Source organism: Dermacoccus sp. MPR-E5, assembly GCF_058809565.1.
The window spans coordinates 87,047-112,123 of sequence record NZ_JBXASS010000008.1 but is presented as its reverse complement, the minus strand read 5'-3'; the positions used below and the strand labels follow the sequence as shown (position 1 = coordinate 112,123).

The following is a 25,077-nucleotide window of genomic DNA, read 5'->3' as shown; positions in this document are numbered from 1 at the left end:
TTGTCCTTTCCTACGGCGACCACTATTTGACGCCGGGTGAACGAGCAGGAATCGAGTCCTGCGCCGGTGCGAGCTCTGTCTCTCGGACCGGCAGGTGGAAGGTGGCGCCTCACGCGGCGCGAAGCGCCACCTTCCGATGCGAAGCTCGGATCAGTTCTTCGAGTAGAGCTCGACGATGAGCTGCTCGGTGAGCTGGCTGTCGATCTGCTCGCGCGTCGGGAGCTGGTGGATCAGCACCTGCAGCGTGCCCGGGACGACGTGCAGCCACGCCGGAACGGGACGCTCGCCGAACGTCTCGCGAGCGAGCTGGATCGGGAACGCCTCGCGCGACTTCTCACGGACCGTGATGATGTCGTACTGCTCGACGCGGTAGGACGGGACGTCGACGCGCACGCCGTTGACCTCGAAGTGACCGTGCGTGACGAGCTGGCGAGCAGCGCGACGCGTGCGGGCGAGGCCGGCGCGGTAGATGACGTTGTCGAGGCGGGACTCGAGGATGATGAGCAGGTTCTCACCGGTCTTGCCGGGGCGGCGCGCCGCCTCCTTGTAGTACCGGACGAACTGCTTCTCCATGACGCCGTAGGTGAAGCGGGCCTTCTGCTTCTCCTGCAGCTGGTGGAGGTACTCCTTCTCCTGGATTCGACCGCGGCCGTGCTGGCCGGGCGGGAAGGGGCGCATCTCGAAGTTCTTGTCACCACCGACGAGGTCGGTCTTGAGTCGACGCGACTTCTTGGTGATCGGGCCGGTGTAACGGGCCATGTGGGGTGTCTCCTAGTTCGTCTTCGTTCGCGGTGTCTGGGTGATCAGACGCGGCGACGCTTGGGCGGGCGGACGCCGTTGTGCGGCGTGGGCGTGACATCGCTGATCGCGCCGACCTCGAGGCCGGTCGCGGTGAGCGAGCGGATGGCGGTCTCACGACCGGAACCCGGGCCCTTGACGAAGACGTCGACCTTGCGCATGCCGTGGTCCATGGCACGACGCGCAGCGGCCTCGGCGGCCATCTGCGCTGCGTAGGGGGTCGACTTGCGGGAGCCCTTGAAGCCGACCTGGCCGGCGGACGCCCACGAGATCACGGCGCCGGTGGGGTCCGTGATGGAAACGATGGTGTTGTTGAACGTGCTCTTGATGTGGGCCTGGCCCGCAGCAACGTTCTTCTTCTCCTTGCGGCGCACCTTCTTGGCGCCCGCGGCCATACGGCTCTTGGGAGGCATAGTTCGAATCTCCTGTTTCGACGCTCAGTTGAGGAAGTAGTCGTGATCAGCCGAAGCTGCTCGACTCACTTGGCCTTCTTCTTGCCGGCCACGGTGCGCTTCGGGCCCTTGCGGGTACGAGCGTTCGTCTTGGTGCGCTGACCGTGCACGGGCAGGCCACGGCGGTGGCGCAGACCCTCGTAGCTTCCGATCTCCACCTTGCGGCGGATGTCGGCGGCGATCTCACGGCGCAGGTCACCTTCGAGGCGGAAGCTTGCCTCGAGGTGGTCACGCAGCTTGACGAGTTCTTCCTCGGTGAGGTCGCGGACGCGCGTGTCCGGGTTGACGCCGGTCGCGGCCAGCGTCTCCTGGGCACGGGTACGCCCGACGCCGAAGATGTAGGTGAGGCCGACCTCGACGCGCTTCTCGCGCGGCAGGTCGACACCGATGAGACGTGCCATGTGTTCTCCTGATCATGAGCGGAGGTCTGGGGCAGCACCGTTCCCGCTATGGCGTGAGCCTCGATGCTCGTGATGAGCGGTGGGACTCGCGGGTCCTCGGCCTCCGCGCCGAGGGTGACGTCCACTGGCGTGTCTCTGGATCAGATCGCTCTGAGAGATCTCGACGATTCATCCTGTCGGATCCTCGTCAGAGCCCAGTGGGGCCGGGTGCTGCAGTTTTCATGTGTTGCGTCCTGGTGAAGACGCTGTGAGCTGGTGCTCGGTGGATCAGCCCTGGCGCTGCTTGTGGCGCAGGTTCTCGCAGATCACCATGACTCGGCCGTTGCGGCGAATCACCTTGCACTTGTCACAGATCTTCTTGACGCTCGGCTGAACCTTCATCTGCCTGCTGTCTTGTCGATCGCGCTCTCGACACACCGACACGCTGCGACCATGCGGACGCAGCGCGGGGAGCGAGAACTGGGTTGAATCAGCGGTAACGGAAGACGATACGGCCGCGGGTCAGGTCATAGGGCGAGAGCTCGACGACGACCCGGTCCTCGGGGAGGATCCGGATGTAGTGCTGACGCATCTTGCCCGAGATGTGAGCGAGAACCTTGTGACCGTTCGTGAGCTCGACCCGGAACATCGCGTTCGGGAGAGCCTCGACGATCGTGCCCTCGATCTCGATGACACCGTCCTTCTTGGCCATAGCCTCCGCATTTCGCTTCACGAAACCGCCCCGGATGGGCGGAATCTGTTGGCCGGCCCGTCGCACCGCGTGACGCTGGGCGTCACCTACCACGACAGACCGTCCCTCAGTCTACGAGACGCGCACGGCTTCCCCAAATCGCGTCGACCCACCTCCAGTCCGATGAGAGGGGCTCGAGCGACGGCGACCTCGACGGCGCCGCGTCCACGTGGGCCCTCAGTCGTCGAGGCCGCCGTACAACCCGAGCGGCTCGAGACGCGAACGTCCGCCGTCCTGCGCCGTCAGCACCCACAGGCCCCGCTCCGTCACCGCCACGGTGTGCTCGAAGTGCGCGGCGAGGGAGCCGTCGTCGGTCTTGACGGTCCAACCGTCGGCGAGCTCGTGCGTCTCGTACGTGCCGAGTGTGACCATCGGCTCAACGGCGACGACGAGACCGGGCTTCACCTTGGGCAGCCGCTCTGGCACCTCTTCGTTGTAGACCGTCGGCTCCTGGTGCAGCTCGCGCCCGATGCCGTGCCCCGTGTACCCGTCCACGATCTCGAAGTCAGCCAGCGCGCCGAGGTGAATGCGCAGGCAGTCCTCGACCGACGTGCCGACGTCATTGAGTCGGTGGCCTGGGATCACCGAGGTGATGCCGTGCCACATCGACAGCTCGGTGCTGAGCACGAGCGCTGCAACGGGATCCCCCTCGCCTGTCGCGACGACATCCTCGACGCCGAACTGCGCCCCCTCACCCGCATGCCGCGCCGCCACGCGGGTCGCGCCCACCGGCGACGACTCGTCGGCCCCGACGACGAACGTCAGCGCCGAATCGCCGTGCCACCCGTCGACGATCGCACCGCAGTCGAGCGACACGACATCACCGTCGTGGAGCACACGCTCCCCCGGGATGCCATGGACCACCTCGTCGTTGACCGAGATGCACAACGTGGCAGGAAAGCCGTGGTACCCGAGGAACGACGGCGTCGCACCGCGTTCGAGCATGTGGGCGTGGGCGATGGCGTCGACGTCCTTCGTCGTCATGCCCGCGCGCGTTCCGAGTGCCGACGCGCGAAGCGCCGAGCCGGTCACGAGACCGGCCCGGCGCATCGCGCGGATGTCGTCACTCGACTTGAAATCCAGTCGGGTGCGTCCGAACATCAGTTCTTCGCCGCCACCTCGTCGAGGGCGGCGTTGATGCGCGCCTCGACCTCATCGATCGAACCCATGCCGTCGACCTGGACGAGGAGGCCACGCTCGGTGTAGGCGGCGGCCAGCGGCGCCGTCTCGCGCACGTAGAGCTCCTGACGCTCGCGGATGACCTCTTCGGTGTCGTCCGCACGGCCCGACGTCTCGGCGCGCTTGAGCAGGCGCTGCACGAGCTCCTCGCCATCGACGGTGAGTTCCAGGGCCGCGTCGAGGGCCTGGCCCTTCGCCGCGAGCATCTCCTCGAGCGCGACGACCTGGCCCGCGGTGCGCGGGTATCCGTCGAGCAGGAAGCCGTTCGCGGCGTCCGCCTCGTCGAGACGGTTCTTGACGATCTCGTTCGTGATCTCGTCCGTGACGTAACCGCCGGAGGCCAAGATGTCCTTGACCTTGAGACCCAGCTCGGTCTCGTTCTTGATGTTGGTGCGGAAGATATCGCCGGTCGAGATGTGCGGGATGCCCCGACTTTCGGCCAGACGCTCCGCCTGCGTTCCCTTGCCTGCCCCGGGGGGTCCGAGAATGATGAGTCGCATTACCGCAAGAACCCTTCGTAGTTGTGCTGTTGCAGCTTGGAGTCGACCTGCTTGACGGTCTCCAGACCCACGCCGACGAGGATGAGGATGGACGCGCCACCGAACGGAACGTTCTGGTTCGCGTCGAAGAGCGCCAGCGCGATCAGGGGTAGCAGCGCGAGGAACGCGATGTAGATGGCGCCGACGGTGGTGATGCGCGTCAGGACGTAGTTGAGGTACTTGGCCGTCGCGGAGCCGGCGCGAACGCCCGGAATGAAGCTTCCGGCCTGCTTGAGGTTGTCCGCCACCTCGTCGGGCTGGTAGGTGATCGACACGTAGAAGAACGTGAAGAACAGGATCATGACCGTGTAGATCGCCATGTATACGGGGTGGTCGCCGCGCGCCAGGTAGGTGTTGATCCACTGCGCCCACTCGGGCGGATTCGTCTTGTTCGCCGTGAACTGCGAAACCATGACGGGCAGGGAGAGCAACGATGTCGCGAAGATGATCGGGATGACGTTCGCCATGTTGACCTTCAGCGGGATGTACGTCGTCGTCCCGCCGTAGGATCGACGTCCGACCATGCGCTTCGCGTATTGGACGGGGATGCGTCGCTGGCTGTTCTCCACGAACACGACGGCGGTCGTCACGGCCAAGCACATGATGACGACGGCGATGAAACGCCCCCAGCCCTGGTTGTGGATCGCCCACAGACTCTGGGGCACGCGAGCGGCGACGGCGGTCAGGATGAGCAGCGACATACCGTTGCCGATACCCCGTTCCGTCACCTGCTCACCGAGCCACATGATGAGGCCGGTGCCGGCCGTCAGGGTCAGGATCATGAGCAGGACGGTCGGGATCGAGTCGTCCGTCATGATCGTCGAACACGTGGTCGGGCTACCACCGAGAATCGTCCACGGGCTGCGAGCGGCGGTGATGAGCGTCGAACTCTGCAGGAGCGCTAGCGCGATCGCGAGATAGCGGGTGTACTGCGTCATCTTCGCCTGCCCGCTCTGGCCCTCCTTCTTGAGGGTCTCGAAACGCGGGATGACGACCGTCAACAACTGGATGATGATCGACGCGGTGATGTAGGGCATGATGCCGAGCGCGAAGATCGACAGCTGGAGCAGCGCGCCACCCGAGAACAGGTTCGCGAGCCCGAGGAGGCTGTTCGAACCACCGGCCGCGGCCTGACACTTGGCCACGAGATCGAAGCTGATCCCCGGCGTCGGAATGTGCGAACCGAGCCGGAACAACGCCATGATGGCCAGCGTGAACAGGATCTTGTTGCGCAGTTCGGGCGTCCGGAAGGCGCGTCCAAAACTGGTCAGCACAAAAACCTCCTGAGCCGTGACGCGTCACGGCTGAATACGTAAAGGGCTTGCCGGGTGGCCCCGACGACGGCGTCGCACCCGACGCGGGCGACCACCGTCAACGAATAGACGATACCCTCCCCCGCGCCCCGACGACGAAAGAACCCCGCCGGGAGCACCACATCGTGGCACCCCGGCGGGGTCCTGTCTCAGACGCGTCACTCAGCGGTGACGGAACCGCCTGCGGCCTCGATCTTGTCCTTGGCCGTGGCCGAGAACTTCTGCGCCGTGACGTTCACCTTGACGGTGATGTCGCCAGTGCCGAGCACCTTGACGGGCTGGCCCTTGCGGACGGCACCCTTCTCCACGAGCGCCGCGACGTCGACGTCGCCGCCCTCGGGGAACAAGGTGGAGATCTTGTCCAGGTTCACGACCTGGTACTCGACCTTGAACGGGTTCTTGAAGCCGCGGAGCTTGGGCAGACGCATGTGCAGCGGCGTCTGACCACCCTCGAAGCGAGCGGGAACCTGGTAGCGAGCCTTCGTACCCTTGGTACCACGACCCGCGGTCTTGCCCTTGGAGCCCTCACCGCGACCCACACGGGTCTTCGCGGTCTTGGCACCCGGGGCGGGACGCAGGTTGTGGATCTTCAGGGCCGACCCGTTGGCCTTGGTGTCAGGCATTTTCAGTCAACCTCCTCGACGGTCACGAGGTGCGCGACCGCGCGGACCATGCCCCGAAACTCGGGGCGGTCCTCCTTGACGACCGTGTGGCCGATGCGCTTGAGGCCCAGCGAACGCAGGGTCTCACGGTGCTGCGGCTTGCCACCGATCTCGGAACGGATCTGGGTCACCTTGAGCTGAGCCATCACGCACCTGCCTTCTCGGCCATCGCGTGCTGCATCGCAGCGGGGACGACGTCGTCGATCGGCAGGCCACGGCGAGCGGCCACGGCCTCCGGACGCTCGAGACCCTGGAGGGCCGCGACCGTCGCGTGGACGATGTTGATCGAGTTGTCGGAGCCCAGAGACTTCGACAGCACGTCGTGGATGCCCGCGCACTCGAGGACGGCGCGCACCGGACCACCGGCGATGACACCGGTACCGGGCGATGCCGGCTTCAGCAGGACGACGCCCGCCGCAGCCTCACCCTGAACGGGGTGCGGGATCGTGCCCTGGATGCGGGGGACGCGGAAGAAGTTCTTCTTCGCCTCCTCGACACCCTTGGCGATGGCTGCGGGAACTTCCTTGGCCTTGCCGTAGCCGACACCGACGGTGCCGTCACCGTCACCGACGACGACGAGGGCGGTGAAGCTGAAGCGACGACCACCCTTGACGACCTTGGCGACACGGTTGATGGTGACGACGTTCTCGACGTACTGGTTGCGCTCTTCCTCGCGGCCGCGGCCGCGGCCGCCGTCACGACGACCGCCATCGCGGCGGTTGTCACGCTGGTTGTTGTCGCGCTCGCCGCCCGTCTGGGCGGTACCGGCGCCTCGACGCTGGGGTCCAGCCATCAGACATTCCTCTTCTCGGCGTTGTTCTGGTTGGTCATCACAGGCTCAGGCCACCTTCGCGGGCGCCGTCGGCGATCGCGGCGACGCGGCCGGCGTAGCGGTTGCCGCCACGGTCGAACACGACTGCCTCGATGCCCTGGGCCTTGGCACGCTCGGCCACGAGTTCGCCGACCTTGCGGGCCTTGGCGGACTTGTCACCCTCGAACGTGCGCAGGTCGGCTTCCATGGTGGACGCGGACGCGACGGTCTTGCCGACCGTGTCGTCGACGACCTGGACGAAGACGTGACGGCTGGAACGCGAGACGACCAGGCGCGGGCGAACCGCGGTCCCCGTGACCTTCTTGCGCAGGCGCAGGTGACGACGGCCGCGAGCTGCGGACTTGCTCGTCGAACGCTTGACGATCTTTGCCATGGCTTACTTACCAGCCTTTCCGACCTTGCGGCGGATGTGCTCGCCTTCGTAGCGGACACCCTTCGCCTTGTACGGGTCGGGCTTGCGCAGCTTGCGGATGTTGGCCGAGACCTCACCGACGAGCTGCTTGTCGATACCGGAGACCGAGAAGCGGGTCGGGTTCTCGACGACGAACGTGATGCCCTCGGGGGCCTTCACGAGGATCGGGTGCGAGTAGCCGAGCGCGAACTCGAGGTCGCTGCCCTTCGCCGTCACGCGGTAACCCGTGCCGTGGATCTCGAGCTTCTTGGTGTAGCCGTCGGTGACACCGACGACCATGTTGTTGATCAGGCTCCGCGTCAGTCCGTGACGGGCGCGCGCGTCGCGCTCGTCGTTGGGTCGCGTCACCTCGACGGATCCGTCCTCGCCCTTGGCGACGGTGATCGGCGCGGGAACCGTCAGGTCAAGGCTGCCCTTGGGGCCCTTAACCGTGACGTCCTGGCCGTCGATGGTCACCTCGACACCGGACGGGACAGGAACCGGGAGACGTCCAATACGTGACATCTGTTTCTCCTCCTAATTCCTGATTACCAGACGTAGGCGAGGACTTCCCCGCCAACACCCTTGGCCGCCGCCTGCTTGTCGGTGAGCAGACCGGAGGACGTGGAAAGAATGGCAATGCCGAGGCCACCGAGAACCTTGGGGAGGTTGGTGGACTTGGCGTAGACGCGAAGGCCGGGCTTCGAGACGCGGCGCACTCCGGCGATGGAGCGCTCACGGTTCGGGCCGTACTTCAGGTTGATCGTGAGCGTCTGGCCGACGCGGGCTTCTTCGACGGTCCAGCCGGCGATGTAACCCTCGCGTTCAAGAATCTCAGCGATGTGGGACTTCAGCTTCGAGAACGGCATGGACGTCGAGTCGTGGTGCGCCGAGTTGGCGTTCCGGACTCGCGTCAACATGTCCGCGATCGGGTCGGTCATGGTCATTGGGCTTCTCCGCCCTTCCTCACCGGGGTTTCAACCCGCGTGTGTTGGGTCGACCTACGGTGTAGAACGAACTAATGAAAGTGGTGGGTTCTTACCAGCTGGACTTGGTCACGCCCGGCAGTTCGCCGGCGTGTGCCATCTCGCGCAAGCAGATGCGGCACAGGCCGAACTTGCGGTAGACCGAGTGCGGGCGGCCGCAGCGCTGGCAGCGCGTGTAGCCACGAACCTTGAACTTCGGCTTGGCGTTCGCCTTGTTGATCAGTGCGGTCTTCGCCATCGTCACTTCTCCTTGAACGGGAATCCGAGGGCGCGCAGCAGGGCGCGGCCTTCGTCGTCGTTCGCGGCGGTCGTCACAACGGTGATGTCCATGCCGCGGACGCGGTCGATCTTGTCCTGGTCGATCTCGTGGAACATCGACTGCTCGTTCAGACCGAACGTGTAGTTGCCGTTGCCGTCGAACTGCTTCGGCGACAGGCCGCGGAAGTCGCGGATACGCGGCAGCGCAACCGAAACGAGGCGGTCGAGGAACTCCCACATGCGGTCGCCGCGCAGCGTGACGTGCGCGCCGATCGGCATGCCCTCACGCAGCTTGAACTGGGCGATCGACTTGCGTGCCTTGGTGACAGCCGGCTTCTGGCCGGTGATGGCCTCGAGGTCGCGGATGGCGCCCTCAATCAGCTTGCTGTCCTTCGCGGCGTCGCCGACACCCATGTTGACGACGACCTTGACGACACCCGGAACCTGCATCGCGTTGGCGAAGTTGAACTCGCCCTGCAGCTGGCCCTTGATCTCGTCCTGGTAGCGCGTCTTCAGACGCGGGGTGGTCTTCGTGGTCTCAGACATCACAGGTCCTTACCGGAACGCACGGACACGCGGGTACGCACGGTCTTGGTCTTGCCGTCGCGCTCGACCTGCTCGACGCGGGTGCGCACACGGGTGGGCTTGTTCGTCTCCGGGTCGACGAGGGCCACGTTCGAGACGTGGATCGGCGCCTCGACGACCGTGAGGCCGCCGGTGCCCGCACCGGGCTGACCGGCCTTGACGTGCTTCGTGACGCGGTTGATGCCCTCGACGAGGACACGCTGCGTCTCCGGGAACACGGCGATGACCTTGCCCTGCTTGCCCTTGTCGCCGCCATTCTTCTCGGAACGGCCGCTGATGACCTGGACGAGGTCGTTCTTCTTGATCTTCATCTTGGCCACCATGGTTCAGAGCACCTCCGGGGCAAGCGAAATGATCTTCATGAACTTCTTGTCGCGCAGTTCACGGCCGACGGGGCCGAAGATGCGCGTACCACGCGGGTCGCCGTCACCCTTGAGGATGACTGCCGCGTTCTCGTCGAAGCGGATGTAGGAGCCGTCTGCACGACGGCGCTCCTTCTTGGTGCGAACGATGACGGCCTTGACGACGTCACCCTTCTTGACATTGCCACCGGGGATGGCGTCCTTGACGGTGGCCACGATGGTGTCACCGATGCCGGCGTACCGGCGGCCAGAACCGCCGAGCACGCGGATGCACAGGATCTCCTTGGCACCGGTGTTGTCGGCGACACGAAGTCGCGACTCCTGCTGAATCACAGTTTCTACTCCTGTCGTCTCACTGGTTCTCGCCCGATCTGAGCGAGCCTTGCGGAACGTTTAATGGTCTCACACCGATCGGCGCACGCGAAAACCGGGAGAGTCCCCCGCGCCGGTGGGGCGACGACGAGATCGCCGCCCCACCGATGACGGGCGTGGACTTCCCGGCTACGCGCGTGCCTCGCGGCTTACTTGGCGCGCTCGAGGATCTCGACGACGCGCCAACGCTTCGTTGCCGAGAGCGGGCGGGTCTCCATGATGAGAACGCGGTCGCCGATGCCGGCGCTGTTGTTCTCGTCGTGGGCCTTCACCTTGCTGCTGCGGCGCATGACCTTGCCGTACAGGGCATGCTTGACGCGGTCCTCGACCTCGACGACGACGGTCTTGTCCATCTTGTCGCTGACGACGTAACCCTGACGCGTCTTGCGGTAGTTGCGCTCTGCCTGCTCGGTCACAGCGGTCTCCTGCTTGTCAGTCATGGTCAGCCAACCTTCTCATCACGGCCGATGTTGAGCTCGCGCTCACGCATCTCCGTGTAGATGCGCGCGATGTCCGTGCGAACGGAACGCAGACGGGCCGAGCTCTCGAGCTGGCCGGTGGCCGACTGGAAGCGCAGGTTGAAGAGTTCCTTCTTCGCCTCTGCGAGCTTCTGCGTCAGCACCTCGTCCGTCATCTCGCGCAGTGCCTTCGGCTGCAGGTCTTCCGAACCCTTGGCCATCAGATGTCACCACCTTCACGCGCGACGAAGCGGCACTTCATCGGCAGCTTGTGCATCGCGAGACGCATGGCCTCGCGCGCAACCTCTTCGGACACACCGTTGACCTCGAACATGACGCGGCCCGGCTTGACGTTGGCGACCCACCACTCCGGCGAACCCTTACCGGAACCCATGCGGGTCTCGGCGGGCTTCTTCGTCAGCGGACGGTCCGGGTAGATGTTGATCCACACCTTTCCGCCACGCTTCATGTAGCGGGTCATCGCGATACGAGCGGACTCGATCTGACGGTTCGTGACGTAAGCCGGCTCGAGAGCCTGGATGCCGTAGTCACCGAACGTGACCTGCGTGCCGCCCTTGGCGGTGCCGCTGCGCTTCGGGTGGTGCTGCTTGCGGTGCTTCACTCGACGGGGAATGAGCATCAGGCTTCGCCTCCCTCAGTCTTGGCGGGCTCGGTGACCTCGGTCGTCGTCTCGCTGGTGACAGCGGTCTGCTCGGCGCGCTGGCCACGACCGCGCCCGCGCTCACCACGGTCGCCGCGCGGGCCGTCGTTGCGGCGGCCCCGGGCCGGACGCTGCGGGGCGGCGGCCTGCTCACGAGCGAGCTCCTTGGCCGTCAGGTCGCCCTTGTAGATCCAGACCTTGACACCGATGCGGCCGAACGTCGTACGAGCCTCGTAGAAGCCGTAGTCGATGTTGGCGCGCAGCGTGTGCAGCGGCACACGACCTTCGCGGTAGAACTCCGAGCGCGACATCTCGGCGCCGCCGAGACGACCGGAGCACTGGACACGGATGCCCTTGGCGCCGGCGCGCTGCGCGGACATGATGCCCTTGCGCATCGCACGACGGAAGGACACGCGCGCCGAGAGCTGCTCGGCGATGCCCTGCGCGACGAGCTGAGCGTCGGCCTCGGGGTTCTTGACCTCGAGGATGTTCAGCTGAACCTGCTTGCCCGTGAGCTTCTCCAGGCGCGAGCGGAGGCGGTCGGCCTCGGCGCCGCGGCGGCCGATGACGATGCCCGGACGCGCCGTGTGGATGTCGACGCGAACACGGTCACGCGTGCGCTCGATGTCGACGCGTGCGATACCGGCGCGCTCCATGCCCTCGGACAGGAGCTTGCGGATCGCGACGTCTTCCTTGACGTAGTCGCTGTAGCGCTGGCCCGGCTTGGTCGAGTCCGCGAACCAGCGGCTCTTGTGCTCGGTCGTGATGCCGAGGCGGAAACCGTTCGGGTTGATCTTCTGACCCATCAGCGGTTACCTCCCTTCGAGTCGCGCTCGCCCACAACGATGGTGATGTGGCTCGTGCGCTTGAGGATGCGGCTCGCGCGGCCCTGGGCACGCGGGCGGAATCGCTTCATGGTCGGACCTTCGTCGACGAACGCGGTCGTGACGACCAGTGCGTTCTCGTCGAAGGGTGCGGAGTTCTTGTCCGCCGTGAAACGCGCGTTCGCAATGGCGCTGTTGAGCGTCTTGAGAACGGGCTCGCTGGCAGTCTGCGGAGCAAACTGCAGCAGAGCGATCGCGTCAGCGGCCTGCTTGCCACGGATCATGTCCACGACGCGGCGGGCCTTCATCGGCGTCACGCGGACGTGCCGCGCCTGCGCCTTGGCTTCCATCGCTGTCCCTTTACTTTCGTTCGTCATGTTGGGTTACCCCGCCGCGTCAGCGACGGCGACCCTTCTTGTCGTCCTTCTCGTGACCCTTGAAGGTACGAGTGGGAGCGAACTCACCCAACTTGTGGCCGACCATGCTCTCGGTCACGAAGACCGGAACGTGCTTGCGACCGTCGTGGACGGCCAGGGTGTGGCCGAGCATGTCCGGGGTGATCATCGAGCGGCGCGACCACGTCTTGATGACGCTCTGCGTGCCGGCTTCGTTCTGGGCATCGACCTTCTTCGCGAGGTGCTCGTCGACGAAGGGGCCCTTCTTGAGGCTACGAGGCATTTCGAAAGGCTCCTATCAGCGCTTCTTGCCAGTACGACGGCGACGCACGATGAGCTTGTCGCTGTCCTTGTTCGGGCGGCGGGTGCGGCCTTCCTTCTGGCCCCACGGGCTCACCGGGTTACGACCACCGGAGGTCTTGCCCTCACCACCACCGTGCGGGTGGTCCACCGGGTTCATCGCGACACCACGGACGGTCGGGCGCTTGCCCTTCCAGCGCATGCGGCCGGCCTTGCCCCAGTTGATGTTGCTCTGCTCGGCGTTGCCCACCTCACCGATCGTCGCGCGGCAGCGGACGTCGACGTTGCGGATCTCACCGGAGGGCATGCGCAGCTGGGCGTAGGGGCCGTCCTTCGCGACGAGCTGGACGCGAACACCCGCGGAACGGGCGATCTTCGCGCCGCCACCGGGGCGCAGCTCGACACAGTGGATGACGGTACCGACGGGGATGTTACGCATCGGCAGGTTGTTGCCGGGCTTGATGTCGGCCTCGGGACCGTTCTCGATGCGGTCGCCCTGCTTCAGCTTGTTCGGCGCGATGATGTAGCGCTTCTCGCCGTCGGCGTAGTGCAGCAGCGCGATGCGGGCGGTGCGGTTGGGGTCGTACTCGATGTGAGCGACCTTGGCCGGGATGCCGTCCTTGTCCGCGCGGCGGAAGTCGATCACACGGTAGGCGCGCTTGTGGCCACCACCGATGTGACGGGTCGTGATACGGCCGGAGGCGTTGCGGCCACCGGTCTTGGTCAGGGGGCGCACCAGCGACTTCTCGGGCGTGGAGCGAGTGATCTCGACGAAGTCGGCCACACTCGAGCCACGACGACCGGGGGTCGTGGGCTTGTACTTGCGAATAGCCATGGGTCTAAGTCGTCCTCAGTCTTGGATTGATTCGGCGATCGTCATCGAGGGTCAGGAGGCCTGACCGAAGATGTCGATGTTGCCTTCCGTGAGCGAGACGATGGCGCGCTTGGTGTCCTTGCGCTTGCCCATGCCGAAACGCGTACGGCGCGTCTTGCCCTTGCGGTTCAGCGTGTGCACCGATGCGACCTTGACGTCGAAGATCTGCTCGATGGCGATCTTGATCTCCGTCTTGTTCGCACGCGGGTCCACGATGAACGTGTACTTGCCCTCGTCGAGGAGTGCGTAGGACTTCTCCGAGACGACGGGCTGGATGATGACGTCGCGGGGGTCCTTGTTCAGGGTGCTCACTTGGTGTCCTCCGACTTCTGGCCGCCGGCGACGAATGCGTCGAACGCAGCCTTCGTGAACGCGATGTCGTCGGCGCACAGCACGTCGTACGTGTTGAGCTGATCGCTCCAAAGCACGTGGACGTTCGGCAGGTTGCGAACGCTGAGCTCGGAGACCGAGTCCATGCGGTCGATGACGACGAGGAGGTTCTTGCGGTCCGAGAGCGTGCCCAGGAACTTCGCGGCAGCCTTCGTCGACGGCGCCTCACCGGCGACGACGGACTCGAGAACGTGGATGCGCTCGAAACGGGCGCGGTCCGAGAGGGCTCCGCGCAGGGCGGCGGCCTTCATCTTCTTGGGCGTGCGCTGGCTGTAGTCGCGCGGCTGCGGGCCGTGGACGGTGCCACCGCCGGCGAACTGCGGCGCGCGGGTCGAACCCTGACGGGCGCGACCGGTGCCCTTCTGGCGGTACGGCTTGCGCCCACCACCACGGACCTCGCCGCGGGTCTTGGTCTTGTGCGTGCCCTGACGAGCTGCGGCCAGCTGCGCCACCACGACCTGGTGGATCAGCGGGACGTTGGTGGCGACATCGAAGATGTCGGCCGGCAGTTCGACAGAACCGGACGTCTTGCCCTCGGGGCTCAGGATGTCAACGGTAGTCATGCTCAGGCTCCCTTGATGGCCGTGCGCACGAGAACGACAGCGCCCGCGGGGCCGGGAACGGCACCCTTGATGAGCAGCAGGCCCTTCTCAGCGTCCACGGCGTGGATCTGGAGGTTCTGGGTCGTCTGGCGAACGCCACCCATGCGACCGGCCATGCGCATGCCCTTGAAGACTCGACCCGGGGTGGCGCAGCCACCGATCGAACCCGGCTTGCGGTGGTTGCGGTGCGCACCGTGCGAGGCCGAGACACCGGCGAAGCCGTGACGCTTCATGACACCGGCGAAACCCTTGCCCTTGGTGCGGCCGACGACGTCGACCTTCTGGCCGGCCTCGAAAGCCTCTGCCGTCAGCTCCTGGCCGAGCGAGTACTCGCCGGCGTCGGAGGTGCGCAGTTCGGCCAGGTGGCGGCGCGGCGTGACGCCGGCCTTCTCGAAGTGGCCGGTCAGCGGCTTCGTGACCTTGCGCGGGTCGATCTGGCCGTAGCCGATCTGAACCGCGTTGTAGCCGTCGACGCCTTCGCTGCGCAGCTGCGTGACGACGCACGGGCCGACGGCGACGACGGTGACGGGGATGAGGCGGTTGTCGGCGTCCCAGACCTGGGTCATGCCGAGCTTCTCGCCGAGGAGGCCCTTCACGGGGCGCTCAGTGGTTGCAGTCATGAGTCAAACCCTCGCTTACAGCTTGATCTCGATGTTGACGTCGGCCGGGAGGTCGAGTCGCATGAGCGAGTCCACCGCCTTCGGCGTCGGGTCAACGATGTCGATGAGGCGCTTGTGCGTACGCATCTCGAAGTGCTCGCGGCTGTCCTTGTACTTGTGCGGCGACCGGATGACGCAGAAGACGTTCTTCTCCGTCGGCAGCGGCACCGGTCCAACGACCGTTGCGCCTGCACGGGTCACCGTGTCGACAATCTTGCGCGCCGAGCTGTCGATGACCTCGTGGTCATACGACTTCAGTCGGATGCGGATCTTCTGTCCCGCCATTCGCGTGAGTCTCTCTTCTCGCCGATCATGTTCGTGTCCGGCTCCCCCACCCACGCGCTCGGGCGTGTCGCGTGCCCTTCGGGGCGCGATCTTCCGACAGGAAGATCTGGAGGCTTTTCAGCCGGTGCTTGCGCTTCCCTGGACGCACGCCGTTCCATGAGAACGTGTGCACTTCGTGAGGGAAGTGCGAACAAGTGCGTTTCAGAGGCGGCAGTGCAGGTACGGACCTTCACCACGCGTCAAGCAACTTGTCTATAGTGCCAGATCGCCCCCGCCGCCTCCAAATCGGGGCGGCCGTGGCGATGGCCACACCGCACCTTGCCCTCACACACCGACCGAGCCCACCTCGGAGCGCACCGCTCGGTTCGAGCACGGTGCGCCCCGGGCGGGCCCGGCCTCTCGAACCCCGGCACGGGACCGTGGTTCGGTCGTGTGTCGTGTTCAGGCTGTGTTCTTCGCCTCGGCCGCTGCGAGCAGCACACAGAGGGCGACACCCTCCATGGCCGTGCGTACCTCGTCGAGCGGAGGGAGCGACGGTGCGAGACGGATGTTCTCGTCCTTCGGGTCCTTGCCGTAGGGGAACGACGAGCCGGCGGGTGTCAGCGCGATGCCGGCTTCCTTGGCGAGTTCCACGACGCGTGAGGCCGTGCCGGGCACGACGTCGAGGTTGACGAAGTAGCCGCCGTGCGGCGTGTTCCATCGCGCGACGTCGTAGCTTCCGAGCCGAGCCGCGAGGGCTGCGCCGACGGCGGCAAACTTCGGCGCCATGATGTCGCGGTGCTTGGCCATGTGTGCGCGCACCCCGGCTGCGTCACCGAAGAACTCGGCGTGGGCGAGCTGGTTGACCTTGTCCGGTCCGATGGAACCGTTGCCCAGGTTCTCGAGGTACCAGGCCACGGTGTCGCGCGAGCCCGCGAGGAAGGCGACACCGGCACCGGCGAAGGTGATCTTCGACGTCGAGGCGAACATGATCGGGCGGTTCGGGTGACCCGACGCCTGCGCGAGGCTGACGATGTCCGCCGTCTTGGCCTCCACGCCGTCGAGGTGGTGCACGGCGTAGGCGTTGTCCCAGAAGATGCGGAAGTCGGGAGCTGCGGTCGGCATCGCGGCGAGCGCGGCCGCGACCTCCTGCGAGCAGACGGCCCCCGTCGGGTTCGCGTAGGTGGGCACGACCCACATGCCCTTGATGCTCGGGTCGGTCGCCACGAGGCGGGCGCACTCTTCGGCGTCGGGGCCGTCGTCGTTCATCGGGACGGTGATCATCTCGATGCCGAACGACTCCAGGAGCGCGAAGTGGCGGTCGTAGCCGGGCACAGGGGCCAGGAAGCGAACCTTATCCTCCTGTGCCCAGGGGCGCGGGGAGTCGAGGCCGCCACGCAGGAGGTGGTACACGAGGGTGTCGTGCATCATCGTGAGGCTCGAGTTGTTGCCCGCGACGATCTGGTCGAGCCCCACACCGAGCAGTTCGGCGAAGATGCTGCGGATCTCAGGGAGGCCCGCGAGCCCGCCGTAGTTGCGTACGTCGACGCCGTCGGCCGTCGTCTGCGAGGGGAGGGTGAGCAAGGCGTTCGCAAGGTCGAGCTGCTCGGCCGAAGGCTTGCCGCGCGTCAGATCGAGCTTCAGCCCCTTGCCCTTCAGCTGCTCGTACTCGTCACGCAGGGATGTCACCAGGCCCGCCAGGTCATCGGCGGCCATGTCGGCGAGGGTCATCGGGTTCCTTCCGGTCGCTCACAGTCGTTCTCATCCTTCCACGCACAGAGCCCCGCAGCCAGACACGTCTCACTCCCCCAACGCCGCCTGGGGTTCGAGCAGACTTCCGCCGTATACGAATTCGAAGGAACCTCCTGGCGCACAGGCCCGTCAGACGTTCATCCAGTCCGGCTCACACACGAAGGAAGACGATCATGCGTAAGACGACACGAGCTACGGTCCTTTCCCTCTCCCTCGCCTCGGCGCTGGCTCTCGGAGCCTGCGGCCCGGAGTCGGCAACCGGCGGGAGCGGTTCCTCCTCGACCACGTCGAAGTCCAGCAGCACGGACGAGGCCCCGCCGTCGACGCAGTCCGAGAAGTCGAGCGAAGACACGACGTCGTCCACGACGACGCCCTCCGACCCGACCGAGGACGCCGGCACGACGGACGAGAAGGACCAGGGGGCAGCATCACCCGAACAGGCGGCCAGCATGCCCAGCGGCCCCGTGACGAAGGCGACGCTCGTCACCGCCGGCGGTTACCAGAAGCGTCCGGACAGCAAGTACGGCGAGTTCTACGCCGTCCTCAAGGTCGACGGCACCGGCCCGGGCAAGGCCACGGTCCGCTACGACATGCTCGACGCGAGCGGCAAGGTGATCGGCACGGTCGAGGACAGGATCAAGGTCGGCAAGGGCAAGGACATGATCAAGATCAGCACCAAGCTCGGCAAGGCCCCGGCGGGCATCAAGAAGGTGCGCCTCAGCCTCACCAAGAACGAGACCGACGACCGCTCGGACGACATCACTATGAGCAACGTCAAGATCAACAACGACGGCCCGAACCGCCGCCCGGTCATCACCGGCAACTACGCCGCGAACGGTGACTCGCCGGTCACCGGGATCCGGGCCATCTGCATGGACGCGAACAAGCGTGTGATCGTCGGCCACGGCCTGCCGGACGTCAAGGGCGCCAAGAGCGGCACCTTCAAGGCTGAGCTGCACGAAGCGCCGCGCGACTGGAAGGCGAGCACCTGCTACGTCGGCCAGAGCGGCACGCTCTGAGTTCGAACGAACGTGGGCCGGGACCATCGCGTGCCCCCCGGCCCACGTTCGTGCGTTCCCCTAGTCCAGTCGATAGACCGTGACGGTTCCGGAGTGATGTACGGCAGCCGCGTACTCCGCGAGGTCAGGAGCCACGTCGCTGGCCGCGGTGTCGGCGTAGAGCCAACGGACTCCCCGCCGTTGCAGTTGCTCGACGGTGGCGCGGTCGGGATCGTGAAAGACCTTCTCGTTGAGCGCGAAGAGCTTCTGATCCGAGAACGGCTGCGACGTCGCCGGTAGACCGCCCTTACCTGCATTACGTTGCGCGGGATCGGTGTAGCCCCCATGCCTCGATGAAGACCCGCCGCTCGGTCAGCGCGCTCACCCAGTAGGCGCGCGAGTCGCACTCGGCGTCCTCGGGCACCCGACAGTGGACGTTGGTGGCCACGACGTCCGTCTCGCCCGAGTGATCTCGAACCCACTGTGCCGCAGACGTCTCCTGTGCGGACACGGTCCATGTCTTGTCGTCCGTCACGGTGGAGAACAGGCTTCCAGCGTCGTTCTTGCCGACGTTGAACGCGGGAAAGACCAGTGCCGCTCCGAAGAGGATTCCGGCTCCGACGAGCGGCCGGTAACGACTGACCACGATTGCACCGACGACGAGCACCAGCGTCAGGAGCGCGAAGGCGAGCACGCTTGCCGGGATGTCCGTCCGATCGGGCACCGATGTGCCGCTCGCCCAACAAAGGGCCAGAAGCAGCAGCCCACCGATGGCGAATCCCACCGAGAGCATCTGCCACCGGCGCGAGGCGTTTCGTTCCCACAGCTCGGCGAACCCCCACCCTGCAAGGAGGGCGATGAGGGGCAGGGCGCCCATCGGGAAGTAGCCCTGCGACATCCCCGTGTGGTCCACGAGCAGGTAGGCGGCGAGGCTCGCCGCGAAGGACGCGAGCAGGAAGACGGGTGCGGGGTCGGTCCGCCACGTGCGCCCCAGGGCAACGCTCGTTGCGGCGTAGCCGTACTGCACGGCGAGAGCCACGAGCAGACCGACAACGAGCACGACCACTCCCGTTGTCTCGAGATGCGGCATCACGAAGGGGCCGTGGTCGAACGTGTTCGGCGGCTCGACGTAGTGCTTGTACGGGCTCTGGTGCCGGAAGCTTGAGAAGAGTCGGATCTTGGACCCGGCGGAGCCGCCCGCGAACAGGGGCAACGCGAGGGCGATTCCGGCGAGGCAGGAACCGAAGACGATCGCGGCACCACGTCGCACCGCAGACCTGCGAACGTACACGACCCCCACCGCGAGGGCCCCGCAGCAGAAGACCGGCAGGATGCTCGACTTCGCGCCGGCGCACACGAAGGCGGTCACCAAGCAGACGATGGCGCCCTTCCAGCCGATGCGTGCTCCCCGCAGGATCGGCACGAACAGCCACGCGGCCCACAGGGTGAAGACGAGACCGAAGATCTGCGACGGGCTGGGCAAGACGAAAGCCGTCGTCGGGCCGGTCGGGCCCTTCCAGGCCATGGGCACGATGCCCGCCGGAATCACGAACAGGACGATCGCCGCCGTCCCTGCGATCCAGGCCCCGCTCAGCCTGCGCCCGACGACGAGGCACAGCGCGAGCGCCAGAGCAACAACAGGCAGGTACCACAGGCGCGTCGCCACGTCCGACGTCGAGGTGAAGGAGCCCAGGCTCCCGGACGCCATGTAGGCGTTGCTCAACCAGTAATAGTTGAGCTGACCGAGGACCTCGACGTGAGGAACCGTGGGCAGCGCCGTCCGTTTGAGTTCCGCAGCGATTCCAACGTGCCAGTACAGGTCCTGGTACATCGTGCTGGGACCGGGCGGGCGCGACTGATGACGTCCGAATCCGACGAAGAGCCACGCCATCCAGAACGTCGCCACGGTGAGTAGCCACAGCGAGCCGGTCGGGATGCCCCGAACCGCAGCCTCGTGCTGCCCGACGCGCTCGTCGTCCACGTCGTGCTCGTCGCCGCTGGGCAGTGTCGTTCGATTCCTGGCGCGTCGCTCCAGAACGCCTGCCGCGACGAGTGCCACTACGCCGCGGGCAACCGTGAACGTCGGCGCACCGACGACCTGCCACAGAAGCCAGTTCGCGAGCTGCGCCCAGATGCCCACGGCCGCGCCGACCGTGGCTCGCTCGAACCCACCGGTGGTGTAGCGCCCGACCAGGGCCCAACCGAAGACCCACCACAAAGCTGTCCAGAGGGCGTACCGCAAAGCCGCAAGCGGTTCGACGTCGACGAGAACCGGAGCGGCGAACACCACGAGGAGCAGGACGACGAGTGGTGGGGCGTTACGGCGGGTTCAGCACCGGAACATCCTACGGCGCCGCAGACAGTGCCCCGAGCACGGCAAAGGGCCCCGAGGCGAGTGCCTCGAGACCCTTTGCGGATGGATCCCCGAAGGGATCAGATCACTTGATGATCTTGGTGACGCGACCGGCGCCGACCGTACGACCACCCTCACGGATGGCGAACTTCAGGCCCTCCTCCATGGCGATGGGCTGGATGAGCTCCACCGTCATGTCGGTGTTGTCGCCGGGCATGACCATCTCGGTGCCCTCGGGCAGGTGCACGACACCCGTGACGTCCGTCGTACGGAAGTAGAACTGCGGACGGTAGTTGTCGTAGAACGGCGTGTGACGGCCACCCTCGTCCTTCGACAGGATGTAGACCTGAGCCTCGAAGTCCGTGTGCGGGGTGATCGAACCCGGCTTCACGACGACCTGGCCACGCTCGACGTCCTCGCGCTTGATGCCGCGAAGGAGCAGACCGACGTTCTCACCCGCGCGACCCTCGTCGAGCAGCTTGCGGAACATCTCGATGCCCGTGACGGTCGTCTTGGCAGCCGGACCCTCGTGGATACCGACGATCTCGACGTCCTCGTTGACGTTCAGGACACCGCGCTCGATGCGACCGGTGACGACGGTGCCACGACCGGTGATCGTGAAGACGTCCTCGACGGGCATGAGGAACGGCTTGTCGATGTCGCGCTCCGGCTCCGGGATCGACTCGTCGACAGCGTTCATGAGGTTCATGAGCTTGTCGCCCCACTCGGCGTCGCCCTCGAGCGCCTTGAGCGCCGAGACCTGAACGACGGGCAGGTCGTCACCCGGGAAGTCGTAGGAGGACAGCAGTTCGCGGACCTCCATCTCGACGAGCTCCATGATCTCTTCGTCGTCGACCATGTCAGCCTTGTTCAGCGCGACGACGATGTAGGGAACGCCAACCTGGCGAGCCAGGAGGACGTGCTCCTTCGTCTGCGGCATCGGACCGTCGGTCGCGGCGACGACGAGGATGGCGCCGTCCATCTGCGCCGCACCCGTGATCATGTTCTTCACGTAGTCAGCGTGACCGGGGCAGTCGACGTGAGCGTAGTGACGCTGCTCCGTCTGGTACTCGATGTGCGCGATCGAGATGGTGATGCCGCGCTGCTTCTCCTCGGGCGCCTTGTCGATCTCGTCGAACGGCGTGAAGGGGTTGAGCTCGGGGTACTTGTCGTGCAGAACCTTGGAGATTGCTGCCGTCAGCGTCGTCTTGCCGTGGTCGATGTGACCAATGGTGCCGATGTTGACGTGCGGCTTGTTCCGCTCGAACTTTGCCTTCGCCACTTGGGTCCTCCTCAGGACTTGTGTTGGTCAAACGCTGTGTCGCCTTCGGGTGAAGGCGCCGGGACGCGTCTGTTGGTTACAGGTGGTGTACGGGTCAATCGACGGGGATGAACCCGTTCACTCGCCCCGGATCTTCTTGATGATCTCGTCCGCGACGCTCCGGGGAACCTCGCTGTACGAGTCGAACTGCATCGTGTAGTTGGCACGACCCTGCGTCTTGGAACGGAGGTCGCCAACGTACCCGAACATCTCCGACAACGGAACCAGGCCGCGAACGACCTTGGCACCACTGACGTCCTCCATGGCCTGGATCTGGCCACGGCGGGAGTTGATGTCACCGATCACGTCACCCATGTACTCCTCGGGCGTACGGACCTCGACAGCCATCATCGGCTCGAGCAGCACGGGGTCGGCCTTGCGGACGGCCTCCTTGAGCGCCATGGAACCGGCAATCTTGAACGCCATCTCCGAGGAGTCGACGTCGTGGTAGGCACCGTCGACGAGGATCGCCTTGATGCCGACCAGCGGGTAGCCCGCGAGGACACCCTGCTGCATCGCATCCTGGATGCCGTTGTCGACCGACGGGATGTACTCGCGCGGCACGCGGCCACCGACGACGGCGTTCTCGAACTCGTAGAGCTCGCCCTCGGCCGTGTCCAGGGGCTCGAAGGTGATCTGGACCTTCGCGAACTGGCCCGAACCACCGGTCTGCTTCTTGTGCGTGTAGTCGTACTTCGGGACGGCCTTGCGGATCGTCTCGCGGTAGGCGACCTGCGGCGCACCGACGTTTGCCTCGACCTTGAACTCGCGCTTCATGCGGTCGACCAGGATGTCGAGGTGGAGCTCGCCCATGCCTCGGATGATGGTCTGACCGGTCTCCTCGTCGAGCTCGACCTGGAAGGTCGGGTCTTCCTGAGCGAGCTTCTGGATGGCCGTGGAGAGCTTCTCCTGGTCACCCTTCGTCTTGGGCTCGATGGCCACGGAGATGACGGGCTCCGGGAACGTCATCGACTCGAGAACGATCTGCTCGTTCACGTCGGACAGCGTGTCACCGGTGGTGGTCTCCTTCAGACCGATCGCCGCGTAGATGTGACCGGCCTGCGCTTCCTCGACCGGGTTCTCCTTGTTGGCGTGCATCTGGAAGAGCTTGCCGACGCGCTCCTTCTTGCCCTTCGTCGAGTTGACGACGGCCGAGCCGGCGGAGATCTTGCCCGAGTAGACGCGGATGAAGGTCAGCGAACCGAAGAACGGGTGCGCGGCGACCTTGAACGCCAGCGCCGAGAACGGCTCGTCGAGAGCCGGCTTGCGCGTGATCTCGGTCTCCTCGTCGCCCGGCTTGTGGCCGATCATCGGGCGGACGTCGAGCGGGCTCGGCAGGTAGTCGACGACGGCGTCGAGCATGGGCTGGACACCGCGGTTCTTGAAGGCCGAACCACACATGACCGGGTACAACTCGGAGTTGACCGTGAGCTTGCGGATGCCGGCCTTGATCTCAGCCGTCGTGAGCTCCTCGCCACCGAGGTACTTCTCCATGAGGTCGTCGTCCGACTCGGCGACGCGCTCGACGAGCGCGTTGCGGTACTCCTCGGCCTTGGCCTGCAGGTCGGCCGGGATCTCCTGGATCTCGTACTTGGCGCCCATGGTGACGTCACCCTTGGCGTCACCGGGCCACACGAGCGCCCGCATCTCGACGAGGTCGACGACACCGATGAAGTCGTTCTCCGCACCGATGGGGAGCTGGAGAACGAGGGGCTCGGCGCCCAGACGGTCCTTGATGGTCTGCACGGTGAAGTAGAAGTCCGCACCCATCTTGTCCATCTTGTTGACGAAGCACATGCGCGGAACGTCGTACTTGTCCGCCTGACGCCAGACCGTCTCGGACTGGGGCTCGACGCCCTCCTTGCCGTCGAAGACGGCGACGGCGCCGTCGAGCACGCGCAGGGAACGCTCGACCTCGACGGTGAAGTCGACGTGGCCCGGCGTGTCGATGATGTTGATCTGGGTGCCGTTCCAGAACGACGTCACAGCAGCGGACGTGATCGTGATGCCACGCTCCTTCTCCTGCTCCATCCAGTCGGTCGTCGACGCACCGTCGTGCGTCTCACCGATCTTGTGGTTGACGCCGGTGTAGAACAGGATCCGCTCGGTCACCGTCGTCTTGCCGGCGTCGATGTGCGCCATGATGCCGATGTTGCGGACCTTCTTGAGGTCAGTCAGCACGTCCTGTGCCACGGTGTCTCTTCTCGTTCGAAATTCAGTGTGAGTAGCTGGAGCGAGCCGGGACGGCGGCCCGAACCCATCCTACGGAGAGGACGGGCCGCCGACCCAACCGCGATCACCAGCGGTAGTGCGCGAAGGCCTTGTTCGACTCGGCCATCTTGTGCGTGTCCTCGCGGCGCTTGACCGCGGCACCCAGACCGTTGCTGGCGTCCAGGATCTCGTTCATCAGACGCTCGGTCATCGTCTTCTCGCGACGCTGACGCGAGTAGCCGACGAGCCAGCGCAGCGACAGCGTCGTCGCGCGGCCCGGCTTGACCTCGATCGGCACCTGGTAGGTCGCACCACCGACGCGGCGGGACTTGACCTCGAGGGCCGGCTTGATGTTGTCGAGAGCGCGCTTCAGCGTCACGACCGGGTCGGTACCCGTCTTCTCACGGCAGCCTTCGAGGGCGTCGTACACGATGCGCTCAGCGATGGACTTCTTGCCGTCGAGCAGGATCTTGTTGACGAGCTGCGTGACGAGCGGCGAACCGTAGACCGGGTCGACGACGAGGGGGCGCTTAGGAGCAGGACCCTTACGAGGCATTACTTCTTCTCCTTCTTGGCGCCGTAGCGGCTACGAGCCTGGTTACGGCCCTTGACACCCTGGGTGTCGAGCGCGCCGCGGATGATCTTGTAGCGCACACCGGGAAGGTCCTTCACACGGCCACCACGCACGAGCACGATCGAGTGCTCCTGCAGGTTGTGGCCGACGCCCGGGATGTAAGCCGTTACCTCGATGCCAGAGGTGAGCTTCACACGGGCGACCTTGCGCAGAGCCGAGTTCGGCTTCTTCGGGGTCGTGGTGTAGACGCGGGTGCACACACCGCGTCGCTGGGGGCTGCCCTTGAGAGCCGGAGTCGAGGCCTTCGTGGCCTTGTCCTGGCGACCCTTGCGGACGAGCTGGTTGATCGTAGGCAACCTAGTTCTCCGAACGTGTCGTGTCTGTTCTGCCTGCAAGATGAATCGCAGGCTCCTTGGTCTCGTCGCGGATCGTGCGCCGAAGGGCGCAACAGGCGCGACCCCTCCCCTGCACTTTCGTCGCGGGACGCATGCACGACGTTCGAGACGCCGTGCGCGGCCCATCGCGGCGACTGCCCGGCGAGGGTGTGATCATGAGTGGAGTCCGGACAGACTCCTGCCATG

Annotated in this window: 36 protein-coding genes; 1 reads left to right on the top strand and 35 read right to left on the bottom strand. The window is 65.7% G+C overall.

Features of this window, described 5'->3' with window-relative positions; all coding sequences use genetic code 11:
* Nucleotides 1-150: 150 nt before the first annotated feature.
* The 30 genes from rpsD to AC1RS9_RS07950 form a co-directional block, all read right to left on the bottom strand.
* The gene (gene rpsD, locus AC1RS9_RS08095) at nt 151-759 is read right to left on the bottom strand and encodes a 30S ribosomal protein S4 (RefSeq protein ID WP_006946058.1); all 609 of its coding nucleotides are present in this window, start codon (nt 757-759) and stop codon (nt 151-153) included.
* Nucleotides 760-803: 44 nt separating this feature from the next.
* Nucleotides 804-1,211, bottom strand: a complete 408-nt coding sequence (gene rpsK, locus AC1RS9_RS08090) for a 30S ribosomal protein S11 (RefSeq protein WP_006946182.1) — start codon at nt 1,209-1,211, stop codon at nt 804-806.
* Nucleotides 1,212-1,276: 65 nt separating this feature from the next.
* Entirely contained in the window at nt 1,277-1,651 is a 375-nt protein-coding gene (rpsM, locus tag AC1RS9_RS08085) for a 30S ribosomal protein S13 (RefSeq protein WP_006946278.1), read from the bottom strand.
* A gap of 267 nt (nt 1,652-1,918) precedes the next feature.
* Nucleotides 1,919-2,032, bottom strand: a complete 114-nt coding sequence (gene rpmJ, locus AC1RS9_RS08080) for a 50S ribosomal protein L36 (RefSeq protein ID WP_006592630.1) — start codon at nt 2,030-2,032, stop codon at nt 1,919-1,921.
* Between the two features lie 88 nt (nt 2,033-2,120).
* Nucleotides 2,121-2,342 carry a translation initiation factor IF-1 gene (infA, locus tag AC1RS9_RS08075; protein WP_006946284.1) on the bottom strand — a complete coding sequence of 74 codons (222 nt, stop codon included), beginning with the start codon at nt 2,340-2,342 and terminating at the stop codon, nt 2,121-2,123.
* A gap of 216 nt (nt 2,343-2,558) precedes the next feature.
* Nucleotides 2,559-3,482, bottom strand: coding sequence for a type I methionyl aminopeptidase (locus AC1RS9_RS08070; RefSeq protein WP_006946128.1), 924 nt, complete (start codon nt 3,480-3,482; stop codon nt 2,559-2,561).
* Nucleotides 3,482-4,060: an adenylate kinase gene (locus AC1RS9_RS08065; protein ID WP_006946273.1), complete on the bottom strand. Its 579-nt coding sequence runs from the start codon at nt 4,058-4,060 to the stop codon at nt 3,482-3,484. Before AC1RS9_RS08065 ends, AC1RS9_RS08070 begins: the two co-directional genes overlap by 1 nt.
* Entirely contained in the window at nt 4,060-5,373 is a 1,314-nt protein-coding gene (gene secY, locus AC1RS9_RS08060; RefSeq protein WP_144707953.1) for a preprotein translocase subunit SecY, read from the bottom strand. The genes AC1RS9_RS08065 and secY overlap by 1 nt, the downstream gene beginning before the upstream one ends.
* 197 nt (nt 5,374-5,570) lie before the next feature.
* Entirely contained in the window at nt 5,571-6,035 is a 465-nt protein-coding gene (gene rplO / locus AC1RS9_RS08055) for a 50S ribosomal protein L15 (protein WP_006946289.1), read from the bottom strand.
* A gap of 2 nt (nt 6,036-6,037) precedes the next feature.
* On the bottom strand, nt 6,038-6,220 hold the full coding sequence (gene rpmD, locus AC1RS9_RS08050) for a 50S ribosomal protein L30 (RefSeq protein ID WP_038567114.1): 183 nt from the start codon (nt 6,218-6,220) through the stop codon (nt 6,038-6,040).
* Nucleotides 6,220-6,867 (bottom strand): 30S ribosomal protein S5, encoded by a 648-nt coding sequence (rpsE, locus tag AC1RS9_RS08045; RefSeq protein WP_062258619.1) that lies wholly within the window; start codon nt 6,865-6,867, stop codon nt 6,220-6,222. The genes rpmD and rpsE overlap by 1 nt, the downstream gene beginning before the upstream one ends.
* Before the next feature lie 37 nt (nt 6,868-6,904).
* Nucleotides 6,905-7,279 (bottom strand): 50S ribosomal protein L18, encoded by a 375-nt coding sequence (gene rplR / locus AC1RS9_RS08040; protein WP_006946162.1) that lies wholly within the window; start codon nt 7,277-7,279, stop codon nt 6,905-6,907.
* Between the two features lie 3 nt (nt 7,280-7,282).
* Nucleotides 7,283-7,822, bottom strand: coding sequence for a 50S ribosomal protein L6 (gene rplF / locus AC1RS9_RS08035; RefSeq protein ID WP_006946061.1), 540 nt, complete (start codon nt 7,820-7,822; stop codon nt 7,283-7,285).
* Between the two features lie 23 nt (nt 7,823-7,845).
* Nucleotides 7,846-8,244 (bottom strand): 30S ribosomal protein S8, encoded by a 399-nt coding sequence (gene rpsH / locus AC1RS9_RS08030; RefSeq protein ID WP_006946236.1) that lies wholly within the window; start codon nt 8,242-8,244, stop codon nt 7,846-7,848.
* Between the two features lie 91 nt (nt 8,245-8,335).
* Nucleotides 8,336-8,521 carry a type Z 30S ribosomal protein S14 gene (locus tag AC1RS9_RS08025; protein ID WP_006946078.1) on the bottom strand — a complete coding sequence of 62 codons (186 nt, stop codon included), beginning with the start codon at nt 8,519-8,521 and terminating at the stop codon, nt 8,336-8,338.
* A 2-nt stretch (nt 8,522-8,523) separates the two neighbouring features.
* On the bottom strand, nt 8,524-9,087 hold the full coding sequence (gene rplE, locus AC1RS9_RS08020) for a 50S ribosomal protein L5 (RefSeq protein ID WP_006946222.1): 564 nt from the start codon (nt 9,085-9,087) through the stop codon (nt 8,524-8,526).
* Nucleotides 9,087-9,449 (bottom strand): 50S ribosomal protein L24, encoded by a 363-nt coding sequence (rplX, locus tag AC1RS9_RS08015; RefSeq protein WP_006946282.1) that lies wholly within the window; start codon nt 9,447-9,449, stop codon nt 9,087-9,089. The genes rplE and rplX overlap by 1 nt, the downstream gene beginning before the upstream one ends.
* 3 nt (nt 9,450-9,452) lie before the next feature.
* Nucleotides 9,453-9,821, bottom strand: a complete 369-nt coding sequence (gene rplN / locus AC1RS9_RS08010) for a 50S ribosomal protein L14 (protein ID WP_006946197.1) — start codon at nt 9,819-9,821, stop codon at nt 9,453-9,455.
* A 188-nt stretch (nt 9,822-10,009) separates the two neighbouring features.
* Complete coding sequence (rpsQ, locus tag AC1RS9_RS08005) at nt 10,010-10,300, bottom strand: 30S ribosomal protein S17 (RefSeq protein ID WP_038567110.1); 291 nt, start codon at nt 10,298-10,300, stop codon at nt 10,010-10,012.
* Nucleotides 10,301-10,302: 2 nt separating this feature from the next.
* Nucleotides 10,303-10,539: a 50S ribosomal protein L29 gene (gene rpmC / locus AC1RS9_RS08000; RefSeq protein WP_006946167.1), complete on the bottom strand. Its 237-nt coding sequence runs from the start codon at nt 10,537-10,539 to the stop codon at nt 10,303-10,305.
* Entirely contained in the window at nt 10,539-10,958 is a 420-nt protein-coding gene (gene rplP / locus AC1RS9_RS07995) for a 50S ribosomal protein L16 (RefSeq protein WP_006946267.1), read from the bottom strand. Before rplP ends, rpmC begins: the two co-directional genes overlap by 1 nt.
* Nucleotides 10,958-11,785: a 30S ribosomal protein S3 gene (gene rpsC, locus AC1RS9_RS07990; RefSeq protein ID WP_006946142.1), complete on the bottom strand. Its 828-nt coding sequence runs from the start codon at nt 11,783-11,785 to the stop codon at nt 10,958-10,960. Before rpsC ends, rplP begins: the two co-directional genes overlap by 1 nt.
* Complete coding sequence (gene rplV / locus AC1RS9_RS07985) at nt 11,785-12,153, bottom strand: 50S ribosomal protein L22 (RefSeq protein WP_006946292.1); 369 nt, start codon at nt 12,151-12,153, stop codon at nt 11,785-11,787. The genes rpsC and rplV overlap by 1 nt, the downstream gene beginning before the upstream one ends.
* Before the next feature lie 46 nt (nt 12,154-12,199).
* The gene (rpsS, locus tag AC1RS9_RS07980; RefSeq protein WP_006946113.1) at nt 12,200-12,481 is read right to left on the bottom strand and encodes a 30S ribosomal protein S19; all 282 of its coding nucleotides are present in this window, start codon (nt 12,479-12,481) and stop codon (nt 12,200-12,202) included.
* Nucleotides 12,482-12,496: 15 nt separating this feature from the next.
* A complete protein-coding gene (rplB, locus tag AC1RS9_RS07975) occupies nt 12,497-13,333 on the bottom strand; it encodes a 50S ribosomal protein L2 (RefSeq protein WP_006946059.1) in 837 nt (278 codons plus the stop codon).
* 51 nt (nt 13,334-13,384) lie between these two features.
* Nucleotides 13,385-13,684, bottom strand: coding sequence for a 50S ribosomal protein L23 (rplW, locus tag AC1RS9_RS07970; RefSeq protein ID WP_006946188.1), 300 nt, complete (start codon nt 13,682-13,684; stop codon nt 13,385-13,387).
* Entirely contained in the window at nt 13,681-14,325 is a 645-nt protein-coding gene (rplD, locus tag AC1RS9_RS07965) for a 50S ribosomal protein L4 (RefSeq protein WP_006946139.1), read from the bottom strand. The genes rplW and rplD overlap by 4 nt, the downstream gene beginning before the upstream one ends.
* Nucleotides 14,326-14,327: 2 nt before the next feature.
* The gene (gene rplC, locus AC1RS9_RS07960) at nt 14,328-14,984 is read right to left on the bottom strand and encodes a 50S ribosomal protein L3 (protein WP_038567101.1); all 657 of its coding nucleotides are present in this window, start codon (nt 14,982-14,984) and stop codon (nt 14,328-14,330) included.
* Nucleotides 14,985-14,999: 15 nt separating this feature from the next.
* Nucleotides 15,000-15,308, bottom strand: a complete 309-nt coding sequence (rpsJ, locus tag AC1RS9_RS07955; RefSeq protein WP_006946210.1) for a 30S ribosomal protein S10 — start codon at nt 15,306-15,308, stop codon at nt 15,000-15,002.
* 441 nt (nt 15,309-15,749) lie between these two features.
* Nucleotides 15,750-17,018: an aspartate aminotransferase type Ic gene (locus AC1RS9_RS07950; protein ID WP_074040625.1), complete on the bottom strand. Its 1,269-nt coding sequence runs from the start codon at nt 17,016-17,018 to the stop codon at nt 15,750-15,752.
* Between the two features lie 194 nt (nt 17,019-17,212).
* Here AC1RS9_RS07950 and AC1RS9_RS07945 point away from each other — a divergent pair, with 194 nt between their 5' ends.
* Nucleotides 17,213-18,058: a hypothetical protein gene (locus tag AC1RS9_RS07945; RefSeq protein WP_038567096.1), complete on the top strand. Its 846-nt coding sequence runs from the start codon at nt 17,213-17,215 to the stop codon at nt 18,056-18,058.
* 295 nt (nt 18,059-18,353) lie between these two features.
* Here the strand turns inward: AC1RS9_RS07945 and AC1RS9_RS07940 are convergent, their stop codons facing one another.
* The 5 genes from AC1RS9_RS07940 to rpsL form a co-directional block, all read right to left on the bottom strand.
* Entirely contained in the window at nt 18,354-20,324 is a 1,971-nt protein-coding gene (locus tag AC1RS9_RS07940) for a hypothetical protein (RefSeq protein WP_143181258.1), read from the bottom strand.
* Between the two features lie 151 nt (nt 20,325-20,475).
* Nucleotides 20,476-21,672, bottom strand: a complete 1,197-nt coding sequence (gene tuf, locus AC1RS9_RS07935) for an elongation factor Tu (RefSeq protein WP_006946303.1) — start codon at nt 21,670-21,672, stop codon at nt 20,476-20,478.
* Between the two features lie 117 nt (nt 21,673-21,789).
* Nucleotides 21,790-23,904, bottom strand: coding sequence for an elongation factor G (gene fusA / locus AC1RS9_RS07930; RefSeq protein WP_074040621.1), 2,115 nt, complete (start codon nt 23,902-23,904; stop codon nt 21,790-21,792).
* A 103-nt stretch (nt 23,905-24,007) separates the two neighbouring features.
* Nucleotides 24,008-24,478 carry a 30S ribosomal protein S7 gene (rpsG, locus tag AC1RS9_RS07925; protein WP_006946238.1) on the bottom strand — a complete coding sequence of 157 codons (471 nt, stop codon included), beginning with the start codon at nt 24,476-24,478 and terminating at the stop codon, nt 24,008-24,010.
* A complete protein-coding gene (gene rpsL / locus AC1RS9_RS07920; RefSeq protein WP_006946105.1) occupies nt 24,478-24,852 on the bottom strand; it encodes a 30S ribosomal protein S12 in 375 nt (124 codons plus the stop codon). The genes rpsG and rpsL overlap by 1 nt, the downstream gene beginning before the upstream one ends.
* Between the last annotated feature and the right edge of the window lie 225 nt (nt 24,853-25,077).